General features: G+C 39.3%; 14 protein-coding genes. 5 read left to right on the plus strand and 9 right to left on the minus strand.

The window, feature by feature from the left end:
* The first annotated feature begins 29 nt into the window (after positions 1–29).
* Positions 30–1,166 (plus strand): glycosyltransferase, encoded by a 1,137-nt coding sequence (locus Q0948_RS14655; RefSeq protein WP_298354353.1) that lies wholly within the window; start codon positions 30–32, stop codon positions 1,164–1,166.
* Here Q0948_RS14655 and Q0948_RS14660 read toward each other — a convergent pair whose 3' ends face one another.
* The 6 genes from Q0948_RS14660 to Q0948_RS14685 all read right to left on the minus strand — a co-directional run bounded on the left by Q0948_RS14660 (position 1,167) and on the right by Q0948_RS14685 (position 7,779).
* The gene (locus Q0948_RS14660; RefSeq protein ID WP_298354356.1) at positions 1,167–1,697 is read right to left on the minus strand and encodes a DapH/DapD/GlmU-related protein; all 531 of its coding nucleotides are present in this window, start codon (positions 1,695–1,697) and stop codon (positions 1,167–1,169) included.
* On the minus strand, positions 1,690–2,970 hold the full coding sequence (locus tag Q0948_RS14665; protein ID WP_298354359.1) for an O-antigen translocase: 1,281 nt from the start codon (positions 2,968–2,970) through the stop codon (positions 1,690–1,692). Before Q0948_RS14665 ends, Q0948_RS14660 begins: the two co-directional genes overlap by 8 nt.
* Positions 2,964–4,070 (minus strand): DegT/DnrJ/EryC1/StrS aminotransferase family protein, encoded by a 1,107-nt coding sequence (locus tag Q0948_RS14670; protein ID WP_298354362.1) that lies wholly within the window; start codon positions 4,068–4,070, stop codon positions 2,964–2,966. The genes Q0948_RS14665 and Q0948_RS14670 overlap by 7 nt, the downstream gene beginning before the upstream one ends.
* Positions 4,067–5,068, minus strand: coding sequence for a GNAT family N-acetyltransferase (locus Q0948_RS14675; RefSeq protein WP_298354365.1), 1,002 nt, complete (start codon positions 5,066–5,068; stop codon positions 4,067–4,069). Before Q0948_RS14675 ends, Q0948_RS14670 begins: the two co-directional genes overlap by 4 nt.
* A 125-nt stretch (positions 5,069–5,193) precedes the next feature.
* A complete protein-coding gene (typA, locus tag Q0948_RS14680; RefSeq protein WP_035328112.1) occupies positions 5,194–6,990 on the minus strand; it encodes a translational GTPase TypA in 1,797 nt (598 codons plus the stop codon).
* A gap of 372 nt (positions 6,991–7,362) precedes the next feature.
* Positions 7,363–7,779 (minus strand): nucleoside-diphosphate kinase, encoded by a 417-nt coding sequence (locus Q0948_RS14685; protein ID WP_035329086.1) that lies wholly within the window; start codon positions 7,777–7,779, stop codon positions 7,363–7,365.
* 242 nt (positions 7,780–8,021) lie between these two features.
* Between Q0948_RS14685 and Q0948_RS14690 the strand changes: the two genes are divergently transcribed.
* From Q0948_RS14690 to Q0948_RS14700, 3 genes are read left to right on the plus strand one after another with little or no spacing between them, the layout of a single operon-like run.
* Positions 8,022–9,035 (plus strand): bifunctional oligoribonuclease/PAP phosphatase NrnA, encoded by a 1,014-nt coding sequence (locus Q0948_RS14690; RefSeq protein ID WP_298354370.1) that lies wholly within the window; start codon positions 8,022–8,024, stop codon positions 9,033–9,035.
* Entirely contained in the window at positions 9,035–9,589 is a 555-nt protein-coding gene (gene gldI / locus Q0948_RS14695; protein WP_298354373.1) for a gliding motility-associated peptidyl-prolyl isomerase GldI, read from the plus strand. Before Q0948_RS14690 ends, gldI begins: the two co-directional genes overlap by 1 nt.
* A 14-nt stretch (positions 9,590–9,603) precedes the next feature.
* Complete coding sequence (locus Q0948_RS14700; protein ID WP_298354376.1) at positions 9,604–10,776, plus strand: peptidylprolyl isomerase; 1,173 nt, start codon at positions 9,604–9,606, stop codon at positions 10,774–10,776.
* Between the two features lie 74 nt (positions 10,777–10,850).
* On the opposite strand, the gene Q0948_RS14705 is transcribed toward Q0948_RS14700, so the two are convergent.
* Both Q0948_RS14705 and Q0948_RS14710 read right to left on the minus strand, forming a co-directional pair.
* Positions 10,851–12,314, minus strand: coding sequence for an aminoacyl-histidine dipeptidase (locus Q0948_RS14705; RefSeq protein WP_298354381.1), 1,464 nt, complete (start codon positions 12,312–12,314; stop codon positions 10,851–10,853).
* 46 nt (positions 12,315–12,360) lie between these two features.
* A complete protein-coding gene (locus tag Q0948_RS14710; protein ID WP_298354384.1) occupies positions 12,361–13,083 on the minus strand; it encodes a CDP-alcohol phosphatidyltransferase family protein in 723 nt (240 codons plus the stop codon).
* Between the two features lie 162 nt (positions 13,084–13,245).
* On the opposite strand from Q0948_RS14710, the gene Q0948_RS14715 reads away from it, so the two are divergent.
* Positions 13,246–14,274 (plus strand): PorV/PorQ family protein, encoded by a 1,029-nt coding sequence (locus tag Q0948_RS14715; RefSeq protein WP_298354405.1) that lies wholly within the window; start codon positions 13,246–13,248, stop codon positions 14,272–14,274.
* A 305-nt stretch (positions 14,275–14,579) separates the two neighbouring features.
* On the opposite strand, the gene Q0948_RS14720 is transcribed toward Q0948_RS14715, so the two are convergent.
* Positions 14,580–15,173 (minus strand): T9SS type B sorting domain-containing protein (locus Q0948_RS14720; protein WP_298354387.1); only part of this gene is annotated, 594 nt, incomplete at its 5' end.

The following is a 15,173-nucleotide window of genomic DNA, read 5'->3' on the forward strand; positions in this document are numbered from 1 at the left end:
AAGGAGTTTTTGTTTACCAAATATAATCAATGCGCATCTTACTCGTAGGCGAATACAGCCGACTTCATAATTCTCTCAAAGAAGGTCTCACCGCATTAGGTCACGAGGTTACCCTTGTGGGTTCTGGTGATGGTTTTAAAAAGTTTCCCGTAGACATTACACTAGAAAGAGGTTACACCTCTGGCTGGAAAAAGAAGCTAAAACTGAGCATTCTTAAATTAGCCGGCATTGATATTTCAGAAAAATCACTGCATAACCACTTTACAAAATTAAAACCTCAACTTTCTGGTTATGACGTGGTGCAACTTATTAACGAGTCTAGTTTTAACACCACACCGTCATTAGAACTTGAGATAGCAAAGTATCTCAAGGCGCATAATAAAAAACTCTTTCTCCTCTCTTGCGGTACAGATCACATAAGTGTTACCCACGCTTTTACAGACGAACTGCCATACACAATTGCCACACCTTATATGGAGGGTAAACTCACAAAAACATCGTTTGCCCCAGCACTTAAGTACCTAGCACCCGCTTATAAAAAATTACACACGGCACTATATAAGCTTGTAGATGGTGTGATTGCTACAGATCTTGATTATCATTTCCCTCTTAAAATTCATCGTTTATACAAAGGGCTCATCCCAAACCCTATTAACATAGATAAGATACCTAAGCAGGAGATTGCATTTACGTATCCTATTACCATCTTCCACGGGATTAATAGAAATAACTATTACAAAAAAGGAAATGACCTTTTTGAGCAAGCGCTTGCTATTATAAACAAGAAGTACAACGAAAAAGTAAACATCATCACCACAGAAAATCTACCGTATGATGAATATATTACCGCTTACAATAAAGCACATATTGTGCTAGATCAAGTTTATGCCCACGATCAAGGTTACAATGCGCTGGAGTCTATGGCAAAAGGTAAGGTGGTCTTTACTGGTGCTGGCCCGCATTTTAAAGCACAATATCAATTAGATAAAACGGTGGCAATAGATGCGACACCAGATGTAAATGAAATTGTGGCAAATCTAGAAAAGCTCATAGCGTCACCTGCGCTTCTTGAAGAGATAAGTGAGAACGCACATCACTTTATAAAAACCCATCACCACTACACAAAAGTCGCCCAGCAATATCTTAAGACCTGGCAAGCTACCTAACTAAAAGAATGTAACTCCCGCAGCTACCGAGGATGTCACAACGCTTCCAGCAGCAATCACGGCATTATCACCTATGGACACACCTTTCCAGATGCTCACATTATTGCCTATAAAAACGTTTTTACCTATCGTTACTGCGGCACTTGGTCCAGCATCGGTTCGGCGTCTGGTGGGGTCAAGACTGTGAAAATTACAATTATAAATGGAGCAATTAAGCCCTATTGTTGTATCATCTCCTATCACAATCGTTCCTTCGTTTGCTATGGCGCAAAAATTATTATTTATCGCAACGTTGTTCCCAAAAACAATCTCACTTCCCTCCTTTCTTGCCTCTATATAAGCATAGGTATTGTAAAATGATGGAGAATTAATGACACCTATTTGTACGCTTTCGCGAAAGCGTATCACACCCTTCCCATTAAGTTGTGCGGGTTGATAAAGCATAGGTTTGCCGTCTACATAGGTAGTCTGTGAGAGCAACTTGTACTTCCAGATTCTAAATGATTGCAATATGTTACCTAGGCTACTCATTCGTTTTTGTAAAAAGCGGTTCCCGAAAGATAAACAGTAATACCAATAAATGCATAAAATAACTTAAACAATGTCCCATTGTAGCACCCTCTGCACCAAAATTTTGTACAAAGTATATTCCAGAAGTATAGATTATAACTAGGGAGATCACCTCGGTAATGAGGAATAATTTGAGATTATTTTTGGCAATAATTTGGTAGCCTATCACTAGTGAGGCAACCTTAAAAAAATCTCCTAGCAACTGCCATTTAAACAATGAGGTCATAGGCATAAAATCTTCAGTAAATAATAACTGAACAATAAATGAACGCAAAAAATAAATAAGCAACAACCCGAGCCCAAACAGGGGTAAGATGGTTTTATAAAACCCGAAAATCTCTTTTCTAAAAGCACTGCTTGTGGTGGCTTTTGATAATTGAGGCAAAATATATAGGGTCATTAATGTCGCTACAAACTTAAAATAGTAATCTGACACACGCGTCATAGCATCCCAGTAACCAGCTCCCTCTCCTATTTCTCTACGTATCGCGATATATACAAGCGGTAACACAATCATAGAGAATAAGGCCATAAGCGTGTAAGACCCTAGTTTGCGCAAAGCGCCTGTGTCAAATTTTGAGAATGAGATGTTTTTCAATACGCTACCTTCTTTTCCTAAAGCAACTAGCGTAATCACTAGTATCACCGCCGGACTAACAACAAGCGCAACTAGTGCTCCTTGTACACCATAGTATATGATGCTTAAGATAGTTATGGCAAGACCTATCAAGTTAGAAAAGATTTGAATCTTCACCACCTTCTTATAAGCCGACTGCCCATTAATAACAGCCAGCAAAATTCCGTTAAGTGTTATAAAAGGTAGCGCTATTGCCAGCCATTTAAACACATATGTGTACTGTGCCCCATCGCCAAAAATCTGAGTATTAAAATAAGCAGCCCCTACATATAAAATCGTCGAAACAATTATGGTAGCAATAAAACTAACGATGACAGCAGTAGACAATAACTTTGATAATGGATGACGCTCCTCATCACCTGTAGCAATATACTTTACTATACCGTTAGACAAACCTAGATTACCGGCCGCTTGCGTGGTAGTCATAAAATTGCGCAAATAACCCAGCAATGCCATACCGCGTTCTCCCAGGTAAATAGCGATAAGCTTTGACGTGATAAGGCCTCCCAGTATTTGTAAGCCCACACTTATTGCATTAAAAGAAGTAATCTTAAGTAAAAGATTATTTGCAATGCCGCTACGTAGTTTACCTAGCATTTAAAGTCGTTTATGGCTTTTATAATCTGGGTAATCTCCGTTTTAGCAAGCGATGGACTGATAGGTAAACTGAGCACCTCACTATGCAACTGCTCGCAAACCGGTAAGGACATAGATGCAAGCTCTTGTAAAGCCTCTTGCTTGTGTGGAGGCACAGGATAATGTATAATCGTTGCGATACCATTTGCCTTGAGATGTTCTTGTAACGCATCCCTCTGTGCACAGCGCACTACAAATAGATGCCAGACGTGATCCTTACCCTCAGACCATTGTGGCAAAATAATGTGTTCATTATTTATCCCTTCAAGATATTGCTTTGCAATCGCAATACGCTTACTGTTCTGCGTGTCTAGATCTCTAAGTTTTATTCTCAAAAAAGCAGCCTGCAGTTCGTCGAGGCGGCTATTTACTCCAGTATATTGTGCGACATAACGCTCTTTAAAACCGTAATTTCTATATTTTTCTACAACTTCGGCTAGCGCTTTGTCATTTGTGGTGATTGCTCCCGCATCACCTAGAGCACCTAGATTTTTTGTGGGGTAAAAGCTATGACCGCTCGCATCTGCCAGAGAGCCACTGCGCTTACCAGAAGCTGTAATTGCCCCGTGTGATTGTGCACAATCTGTAACGGTGAGTAGGTTGTACGCTTTCGCGAAAGCGTTAACCCTATCCATATCTGTAAGTCTGCCATACAAATGTGTAGGCATAATCACTCTTGTCTTTGACGTGAGCTTCTGTTCTAAATCGCTATAATCAAAGTTGAATGTATCAAGATTTGCCTCAACTAGTATAGGTATTAATCCCGCTTGTTTAACACCAATGATGGTTGCGATATAGGTGTTACTCGCAACAAGCACCTCATCGCCCACTTGTAGTTTACCTAGTATTTTATAGCCTTCTAGAATGAGTCTCAAGGCGTCAAGACCATTTGCTGTACCTATACAAAATTGAGTGCCACAGTAAGCCGCGTACTCTTTTTGAAAAGCAGTCACCTCGTTGCCCAGAATGTACCATCCCTTCTCTAAAAAAGAATCGAACTTATTTTTAAGCTCCTTTTCATAAGGTGCGTTTATCTCTTTTAAGTCTAAAATTGGAATCATATCAAGACATCTTTAAGTAGTGAATGATTCTGTACGGCAACTTTATAGAATTTGTGAACGTGGGTACGTGCTCCAAAACATTCTTTCCAGTAAGATAAGCCACTATTGAGTTTTGTGCCGCCCTCTTCGTTTGAAATACCAAAATCAAAATAGTCTTTATGTACAAAGGTTTGCTCTATGAGCTCATAAAACAAGAAGTCTAGCGTTCCTAACTCCTGCTTATTCTCTCCTGCCGAAATATATTGAACGTGTGCCGTGGTTTTAGTCTCGAATATAGTTGCTCCTCCTACTATCGTATTATTATGGTAGACATTAAACTGCCTTATGTTTTCTGGAAAAGAAGCTTGTAGCTTTTTTATTTCCTCTAGTGTATGTGTGGGTTGTGATTGATGTTTTTGCTTTAGGTTAGGTACGAGTATCTCGTTCCAAAAGTTGTCAAAACCTACTTCCTCTTTTATAACCAGACCTGCTCTGTCTGCTTTTTTTACTCCTTCCATACGATTAGATTGTATGGATAATTTATTCCTGTAATTTATCACAGACGCAGTATCTACCCGGTAACAGCTAGCACTAAGTAATTGTGCGATATACTCAAACTCATCACTGGGCATCACCGCATAAAACGTGGGAAGCTGTTTTAGATATAAAGATATGAAGCCTTGCTGCTGCGCATACTTTAATATTTCTTGAGTAATTGCTATGACATCTTGTAGTTTTTGCTTTCGCGAAAGCAAAATACCACCATACGTTAATCCCTGATGACTGTATAGATCATTCCCGTCTGCATTAGCCGGAAGGAGCGCAATAAGTTTTTCACCTTTATAAACCAGCAGCGAGTAATCTGTAAACCTATCGCTGTGATACTCCATAAAGGAACGGTCGTGTAGAAAGGTCGCATTTTTTGCCTGTGCTACAAATTTGTTCCAGCGCTGGACATCTGCGGATTGATATTTTTTTACAGTATAGATAGTTTGGTTGCGAGTTTTAGGATATTTCAATAAAAGTAAAACTATTTTTAATTCTATAGGATATGGTAAGAGATTAAATTACGCTTTCGCGAAAGCGCATAAAAAAACCCCACTCTTATAAAGCGGGGTTTATGATTTATAAGAATACTAAATCCTTAAGCAATCTTGTTACGCTTACGGTCTACTTCTTTTAAGTAAATCTTACGTAGTCTTAAGTGATTAGGAGTTACCTCTACATACTCATCTTTCTGAATATATTCTAGTGCTTCCTCTAGTGAGAACTTAATTGCAGGTACAATCTTAGCCTTATCATCTGCTCCAGAAGAACGTACGTTAGACTGCTTCTTTGCTTTTGTGATATTGATATTCATATCATCCTGACGAGAGTTTTCACCTATTACTTGACCTTCATAGATATCTTCACCTGGTGATACGAAAAACTTACCACGATCTTGAAGTTTATCTATAGAGTAAGGGATAGCTGTACCGTTTTCCATAGATACAAGTGATCCAGAAATACGTCCAGGGATATCACCTTTAAAAGGCTGGTATTCTTTAAAGCGGTGTGCCATAATTGCTTCTCCAGCAGTAGCAGTAAGAAGTTGGTTACGTAATCCTATAATACCACGTGATGGGATTAAGAATTCTATAATCATACGCTCACCTTTTGCTTCCATAGAAAGCATCTCACCTTTACGCATTGTTACAAACTCTACTGCACGACCAGAAACATTTTCTGGAAGGTCAATAGTAAGCTCTTCTACCGGCTCACATTTTACACCGTCTATTTCTTTTATAATTACTTGAGGCTGTCCTATCTGTAATTCATACCCCTCGCGACGCATTGTCTCGATAAGTACAGAAAGGTGCATTACCCCACGACCATATACTAAGAACTTATCTGCACTATCTGTATCGTTTACACGTAGGGCAAGGTTCTTTTCTAGTTCTTTAGTAAGACGATCTTTAATGTGACGTGATGTTACAAATTTTCCGTCTTTTCCAAAGAAAGGAGAATCGTTAATAGAGAATAACATACTCATTGTAGGCTCATCAATATCAATCGTTGCAAGACCTTCTGGGTTTTCAAAATCTGCTACAGTATCACCTATCTCAAATCCTTCAAGACCTACAATCGCACAGATATCACCTGCTTGTACTGACTCTACTTTAATACGACCTAAACCGTCAAAAGTGTGAAGTTCTTTGATACGAGTTTTCTTGATAGTACCATCGCGCTTTACAAGAGATACTTGCATACCTTCTTTAAGCTCACCACGGTTAAGACGTCCTATTGCGATACGCCCTGTAAAAGAAGAGAAGTCTAGAGATGTGATAAGCATCTGTGTGTTTCCTTCTTTAGTTTCTGGTACTGGGATGTGCTCCATCACCATTTCTAATAATGGCTCGATAGAGTCTGTTTCCTTCTGCCAGTCGTCAGACATCCAGTTATTTTTTGCACTTCCGTATACAGTAGGGAAGTCTAGTTGCCACTCTTCGGCACCTAGTTCAAACATAAGGTCAAAAACCTTCTCGTGTACCTCCTCTGGAGTACAGTTTTCTTTATCTACTTTATTTACAACCACACAAGGCTTAAGACCAAGGTCTATTGCCTTCTGTAATACAAAACGTGTTTGTGGCATAGGTCCTTCAAAGGCATCTACAAGTAGACACACACCATCTGCCATATTTAAAACACGCTCTACCTCTCCACCAAAATCGGCGTGACCAGGAGTATCAATGATATTAATCTTAGTACCCTTGTAGGTTACAGAAACGTTTTTTGAAGTAATAGTAATCCCGCGCTCACGCTCCAGGTCATTGTTATCTAATATAAGCTCACCTTTAGACTCATTTTCTCTAAAAAGCTCACAGTGATACATAATTTTGTCTACCAGGGTTGTTTTACCGTGGTCTACGTGGGCGATAATCGCGATATTCCTTATGTCCATAATAGGTTGTATTAATGCCGTGTTTTTGGCGGTGCAAAAATAGCTATAATTAATTAATTTATTTGCTATTACATTAATAGATATACATTAACGCAATTTCAAACGTTGTAAATCTCATTTTTATCGTTCTATAACCCACAGTTATGAAGTTGTTTTGACACTTTTGGGCGTTCCTCTACGAGGCAGGCTATACGCTCATACTCCTCGTCGCTACACAAGTGTCGTCCCTCCACTTGCTGCACTCCTGTGGGGTAACCGCTGCTATCCTTAACGCAAAAAAATCAAGGCACAAAAAAAGCCTCTCGTTTATAGAGAGGCTTTTAAAGTATGGTGTAAAACACCTTATATGGTAGTTTGTAACTGCGCTAGCAATTAAAACATCTCACGTCCAGCAAAGTGAAAAGCACTTTCTATAGCTGCATTCTCATCACTATCAGAACCGTGTACTGCATTTTCTCCCATAGAAGTTGCATAAAGTGCACGTATAGTACCTTCGGCAGCATCTGCAGGGTTAGTAGCTCCTATTAAAGTACGGAAATCTGCTACTGCGTTTTCTTTTTCAAGTACCGCTGCAACGATAGGTCCGCGTGTCATAAACTCTACAAGCTCTCCAAAGAATGGACGCTCATTGTGTACAGCATAAAACGTCTCAGCATCTGCCTTTGTCATTTGAGTAAGCTTCATCGCTACGATACGGAAACCACTAGCAGTGATTTTTTCTAAAATTGCTCCGATGTGTCCATTCTCAACGCCATCAGGCTTAATCATTGTAAAAGTTCTATTTGTCATATCTTTCATTTTCTGCAAAGGCTGTACGTTTATGTGCCTAAGCAATTTGTGTTGTCAAAAACCCTCACATATGTGAGAATAACTTATTTGTTTTCGCGAAAGCGTAAATACCTTCTTGAAATCGCGTGCAAAAATACCGATTTTTAATGTTATCACAATATTAAGTTTACAACTACCTAAAATCCCAAATAATTAATCACAAGCAGAAAACAAGCACAAGAGAAATTGTATCTTCGCTATCTATGAATCCTACGCAAATCACAACCACAAAAGAGTTACTTTCTAACTCAACAAAAATTGCCATTATACCCCACAAAAACCCAGATGGAGATGCTATGGGAAGCACACTTGCCCTTGCAGCATACCTTAATAAAAAGGGACACGAGGCTGTAGTCGTTGCTCCTAATGAGTATCCACATTTTTTAAAATGGCTTCCGGGAGATAGTGATGTATTATTTTACACCTCAAATACAGGCAATGCGAGAAAAGCTATCACAACAGCAGATCTTATTTTTACACTAGACTTTAACCACTTCTCTCGTGCAGGCGACCTTGAGGCAGAACTAGATAAAGTAAGTGCTCCCTTTATAATGATAGACCATCACCAGCAGCCAGACACTTATGCGGCTGTAACCTATAGTGACACAAGTATGAGTAGTACGTGTGAGATGGTATATCACTTTATAAAATCACTAGGCGATGAGGATGTGATTACTGCAGATATGGCTAGCTGTCTGTATACAGGTATTATGACAGATACGGGATCTTTTAGATTTCCGTCTACCACAGCTACAACACACGAGGTAATTGCAGCCCTTATTAAGAAAGGAGCAAATAATGACCAGATACATCAAAACATTTATGACACTAATAGTGAGTCTAGACTGCAACTACTAGGCGTTGCACTAAGCAATCTTGTAGTCTTACGTGAATATCGTACGGCATACATCACCATATCACAAAAGGAACTAGATGATCATAAATTTCAAAAAGGAGATACAGAGGGGTTTGTAAATTACTGTCTTTCACTAGAGGGCATTATATTTGCCGTTATATTTATAGAAAATAAAGCAGATCGTATCATTAAAATGTCACTGCGTTCTAAAGGTGATTTTTCTGTAAATGAACTTGCAAGAGCACATTACCACGGTGGAGGACATACAAATGCAGCGGGAGGTAAAAGTGATGAATCTCTTGAAGAAACCGTAGCGCAGTTTAAAGCATTATTACCTACGTATAAAGAACAGTTAACATAATGAGATACATATTTGTAATACTTTGTATAGCACTGCTTACCATCTCTTGTTCAGAAACTGTAGCAAGAAGGCCAGTTACTCAAAAGTCTGGGTCTTATGTTAAGACAAAAACTATCACCCGTAATATAGAACGTGTTGCTCAAGAAGAGAAAGCTTTAAAAAAAGTTATTGAGTCTGATACCATAAATGATTATCAAAGTTCGGCTAGTGGTTTTTGGTATACATACGTACAAAAAGACACCTTATCAAAACCTACACCTCAGGTAGGAGACCTCGTATTATTTAATTACAATATTGCCGCTATAAATGGCAAGGTACTTGTATCTCAAGAAGAGATAGGTAATACGGTTACTCAAATAGACCAAAGCAATCAAGACCTCATTTCTGGTATAAGAGAAGGTCTTAAACTTATGAAAGAAGGAGAGACAGTAACTTTTCTTTTTCCTAGCCATAAAGCTTATGGCTATTATGGTGTTGAAAATAGAGTGCCCAGCAATACTCCGGTGCGTAGTACCGTTACTTTGCTAGAAATTAAAAACCAATCAAACGATTAAGTAAATCATTAACAATGAAAAAAACAGGTATGTTATTAATTGCAGTCATTTTATCACTTTTCTCTTGCAACGACAAGTATCCAGATCTAAACGATGGTCTGTATGCAGAGATTGTAACAGATAAGGGAACCATCGTTGCAGAGCTTTATTATGAAGATGCTCCAGCTACTGTAGCAAATTTTGTTGCACTAGCAGAGGGTACACACCCTCTAGTAGATAGTGCTTATGCTGGGAAGCCTTTTTACAATGGTCTTACCTTTCATAGAATTATAAAGGACTTTATGATACAAGGTGGTGACCCACAAGGAACAGGTTCTGGCGGGCCAGGTTACAAATTCTTTGACGAGTTATCTCCAGAGCGTCGTCACGACTCTGTAGGGACACTCTCTATGGCAAACTCTGGTTACGGCACAAACGGTAGTCAGTTTTTTATCACTCATAAAGCAACACCACACCTTGATGGGTATGATGCAAATGGCGATCTTAAAAACTGTGAGAACCCACGCGTAAGCTGTCATACAGTATGGGGGCAGGTAGTAGATGGTCTTAAAGTGGTAGATGCTATCGCTGGTGTATCTATGAATGATCCAAGGGCAGGAAAACCTAAAGACCCTGTTTATATTCAAGAAGTAAACATCATACGTAAAGGTAGCGCTGTAAAAAATTATAACGCTGCAGAAACATTTACAAAAGAACTAGCTGCTTTTGAAGATAGAAAAGTAGCAGAAGCTGCAGAAAGAGCAAAACAATTTGCAGGAAAGAAAACCGAAATCTTTGCAAAAAGAGACAAGGCAGAAGATTTACCAAGTGGTCTTGCCATCTTCTTTGACAAAAAAGGAAGAGGTGTACAACCTAATACAGGACAAAAAGTTAAAGTTGAGTACGCTGGGTATTTTACAACGGGAGAACTTTTTGACACAAGTAGTGCAGAAATCGCAGAGAAAAACAATAAACTAGACGAGCGTCGTAAAGCCGTAGGGCAATACAACCCGCTAGAGACTGTATACAGTCCAGAAGCTAGACTCATAGCTGGTTTTAAGGAAGGACTCCAAAAAATGTCTGTAGGTGACAAAGCAACATTGTTTATCCCTTATCACTTAGGATACGGAGAACAAGGTTATCCAGGAGCTATACCTCCTAAGTCTGACTTAGTTTTTGAAATAGAATTATTAGAAATTGTTAAGTAAGCATAAATCTTACAAGCATAAAAAAGGGAGTCATAATTATGACTCCCTTTTTATATATAAACACAAGTAACCTACTAAGCCACTGGTATATCCTCTAATATCTCAATAACAAAATCCCAGTACTTCTGAGCACTTGAAATACTTGCTCTCTCATCTGGAGAGTGCGCTCCTTTTATAGTAGGCCCAAAGGATATCATATCCATCTCAGGATAGTTTTGACCTAAAATACCACACTCTAATCCTGCGTGACAAGCAGCTACGTGCGGAGCTTCATTATTTATTTCTTTATACTTTGCTTCAAGCACTTTTAAAATGGCACTATCCATATTAGGCGCCCATCCTGGATAATCTCCAGAAAGCGCTACATCAAAACCTGCAAGCTCAAAAGTAGCTGTAAGTGTATTTGCAAGATCATCTTTAGAGCTATCTACAGATGAACGAGTAAGACATCCTATTTTTATACTTCCATCTTTTACTATAACTCTTGCTATGTTATTTGATGTCTCTACTAGGTCTGCTATATCTGGACTCATTCTGTACACACCATTATGTGCCGCGTAGATAGCTTTGAGCAACTGTGCTTGTGACTCAAGACTCATCACATTATCATCTAGATCTATTTGCTTGATAGAAAGCTCTAGCTCTTTTTCTAGTGAAGCATATTCACCGTGTATTGCTGCCGCCATATCTGTAAAATCTGCTTCAAAAGCAGCTTTCTGATTTTCGTCTACAGCTATGATAGCTACGCTTTCTCTTGGTATCGCGTTACGCAAACTACCGCCATCTATACTAGATATACGTATTTCAAAATTTTCTGCGGCATTGTATAACAGACGGTTCATCATCTTATTTGCATTACCTAGGCCTTTTATAATATCCATCCCAGAGTGACCTCCGTTAAGACCTGCCACTTTTACTTCATAACCTACAAGACCGTCATCTAGTCCCTCTTCTGTATAGGTACGTGTAGCCGTGATATCTACACCACCTGCACAACCTACACCTATCTCATCATCTTCTTCTGTATCAAGGTTAAGTAAGATATCGCCTTTAAGAATTCCTCCTTTAAGACCCATTGCTCCTGTCATCCCAGTCTCTTCATCTATTGTAAAAAGCGCCTCAATAGCAGGATGCTCTATGGTAGTACTTTCAAGCACAGCCATTATGGTTGCCACTCCAAGACCATTATCTGCTCCTAGTGTAGTGCCTTTTGCACGTACCCAGTCACCATCTACATACATCTCAATACCTTGATTGTCAAAATCAAACTCGGTATCATTATTTTTTTGATGCACCATATCAAGGTGTGACTGCATCACAATCATCTTTTTATCTTCGTGACCTGCAGTAGCTGGTTTTCTTATGATCACATTCCCTACTTCATCCTCTATCGTTTCTAGGCCAAGCTTAGTCCCAAAATCTTTCATAAACGCAATCACACGTTCCTCCTTTTTAGAAGGTCGTGGTACGGCATTAAGATCGGCAAATTTATTCCAGAGTGCTTTTGGCTCGAGATTTCTTATTTCTTGATTATCCATTGTGTTCAAATTTTTCACAAAGATAATAGCTTGAAATAAGCTAGACCTATGATTGCTCCCTAAAAACTAAGGAAAGAAGAATGTATAAGATAATAATAAGAGGAACTCCTAAAAATTGAAAGAACACCAGTAATAATACACTGGCTAGTAAGAATAAGTAGCGCACTTTATTTTGGCCAAAAGACCAGTTTTTAAACTTCAACGCAAATAAAGGAAGTTCTGCATTGAGCATAAAACAACTTAATGCGGTAAGTAATATAAGGACATATGGGTTTTCTAATAACGCTTTCGCGAAAGCGTACTCCTCAAACATTATTATAAGCGGCAAGCTTAGTATAAATAAGGTATTTGCAGGCGTAGGAAGTCCTATAAAAGAATTAGTCTGACGATCATCTACATTAAATTTTGCTAGCCTATATGCCGAAGCCATCGTTATTGCAAAGCCTATATACCCTAAGTGAAAGTGCTGCTCTTCAAGTGCCGCTCCCCAAGGGATACCGCTAGCATCTTCTAGCAGTTGATACATCACCACACCAGGCACTACACCACTAGTCACCATATCTGCCAGTGAGTCTAGTTGCAATCCTACCTCACTAGAGGCATTGAGAATACGCGCAAAAAATCCATCAAAAAAATCAAAGAAAATCCCAAGAGCTACAAATATTGCAGCAAGTTCAAGCCTGTCATTTACAGCAAATACGACTGCGACACAACCGCTTAAAAGGTTGCCCATTGTGATGGCATTAGGTACGTAACTCTTTATAGACATTTTATAATTTTCGGTAAAAATAGGGAAGATATCTATACTAATGTGACTACAGGCAATATCTAGACGGTTTTATTGTTTACAATGTGTACTAAAAGTGAGATATTTGTCTCACAAATCCTGCTATTGAAAAAATCGCTTACCATACTATCTATACTTATTACAATGACTGCTGCTTCTCAAGCGGTACGTTCATACTCAAATGAGTTTTTGAATATTGGTGTAGACGCTGCCGCTCTTGGTATGAGTAATGCGGTTGTGGCAAGTACAAGTGATGTAAATGCGGGCTACTGGAATCCTGCAGGGCTAGTGAATCTAGAAGATAACCAGATCTCTTTAATGCACGCTTCTTACTTTGCAAACATTGCAAACTACGACTACATAGGCTTTGCAAAACCACTAGATGATAAAAGTGCCGTAGGTATTTCTATCATAAGGTTTGGGGTAGACGATATTTTAAACACCACACAGCTCATAGATGATCAAGGTAATATAGATTACAATCGTATAAGCTTATTTTCTACTGCGGACTATGCCTTTACGGTCTCTTATGCACGCGCGCTGCCACTAGATGGTTTAAATCTAGGGGTGAATGCAAAGGTGGTACGTCGTGTGATAGGCGACTTTGCAAATAGTTGGGGTTTTGGCCTTGATGTGGGACTACAATTTAAGAGAGGCGACTGGGATTTTGGACTTATGGCGCGTGATATTACCACTACCGTAAATGCGTGGAGCATAGATGAAGAGCAGTTTGCTACCATAAGCGATGCCGTAGAAGGGCAAAATCAAGAACTTCCAGAAAAAACAGAAATCACCATCCCAAAACTTCAAATAGGTATGGGTAGACAGTGGATTTTCCATTACGACTACTCCTTAAGAGCAGAACTGGATATGAATTTTAGATTTACTCAAACTAATGATATCATCTCTAGCTCGTCTGTAAGTGCTACTCCTGCCCTAGGCCTTGAATTTGGTTATGCAGAGCTGGTGTATGTGCGAGCAGGTATAGGTAATTTTCAAGAACTCACAGCACTAGATAATAGTACTACAGTGGGCTTCCAGCCTAATATAGGCGTAGGTTTTAAGTACAAAGGCATTCACGTAGATTATGCACTCACAGACATAGGTGATCAGAGCGCTGCTATATATTCTAACGTATTTTCTGTAAAACTAGATTGGGAACTTTTTAGATAGTCTCTTTCTTCCTTCTAGGGCGTGCCCCTATTCTTTCATCATTTCATTCTTCAAGTATAGTGACCGGGCTATACGTTCATACGCTTCGTGATGCTACGCTATCGCTCCACAACACTGCAGGGTAACCACTACTATCCCTCACGCAAAAAAATAATCGCTGCTAACTTTCATTGCACATTGCCAAATCAGTATCACAACAATCGAATTACTCCGCGACTAGATTATAATTTACACCTCATACCATAACTAAAAAAGCTCTCAGTATTAAATACTGAGAGCTTTTAATAATCGGTTTTATATATTTCTTATCGCTTCAACGTAAAGTGACCATTAACCGTTCTCTGTGTCCCTAGGTCATCTACCTCTGTAAACTCTACTCTAAACCAGTAGTCGTTACTCGGCATCGGTTGGCCATTAAAGGTACCGTCCCATCCTGGGCTTGTAGGACTCAGTTGTTTTAAGAGCTTCCCGTATCTATCAAAGATAAAGATCTTCGCATTCAGGTTAGGATCTACCCCTAGCCCTATGATATTCCACGTATCGTGAAAACCATCTGCATTAGGTGTAAAGAAACGAGGGTAATCGATAATCCCTATCTCAAACTCAGAGATCGAACAGTTACCACTTGCTAGTCTCCCAAAAATGGTGTGCGTCCCCGGAGTCACATTTGTAAAAGTTGTACTACTCTGGAACGGCCCATCATCTAGTGCAAACTCATACTCAGAGGTAGGATCTACGCCTGTGATGTTTATCACCTCTACCGTGTACAATCCGCTACTGTTAAAAGAAGGTTCTAGTACAATCGCCTCAAACACCGGTGCGCTCTCTGCCGTATATACCGCCTCTGCTAGGTAATCACACTCCGTACCATCTACATACGTAGCTGTGACCAGCACCTG

The sequence above is a fragment of the uncultured Dokdonia sp. genome (assembly GCF_947496725.1).
Taxonomy (GTDB): domain Bacteria; phylum Bacteroidota; class Bacteroidia; order Flavobacteriales; family Flavobacteriaceae; genus Dokdonia.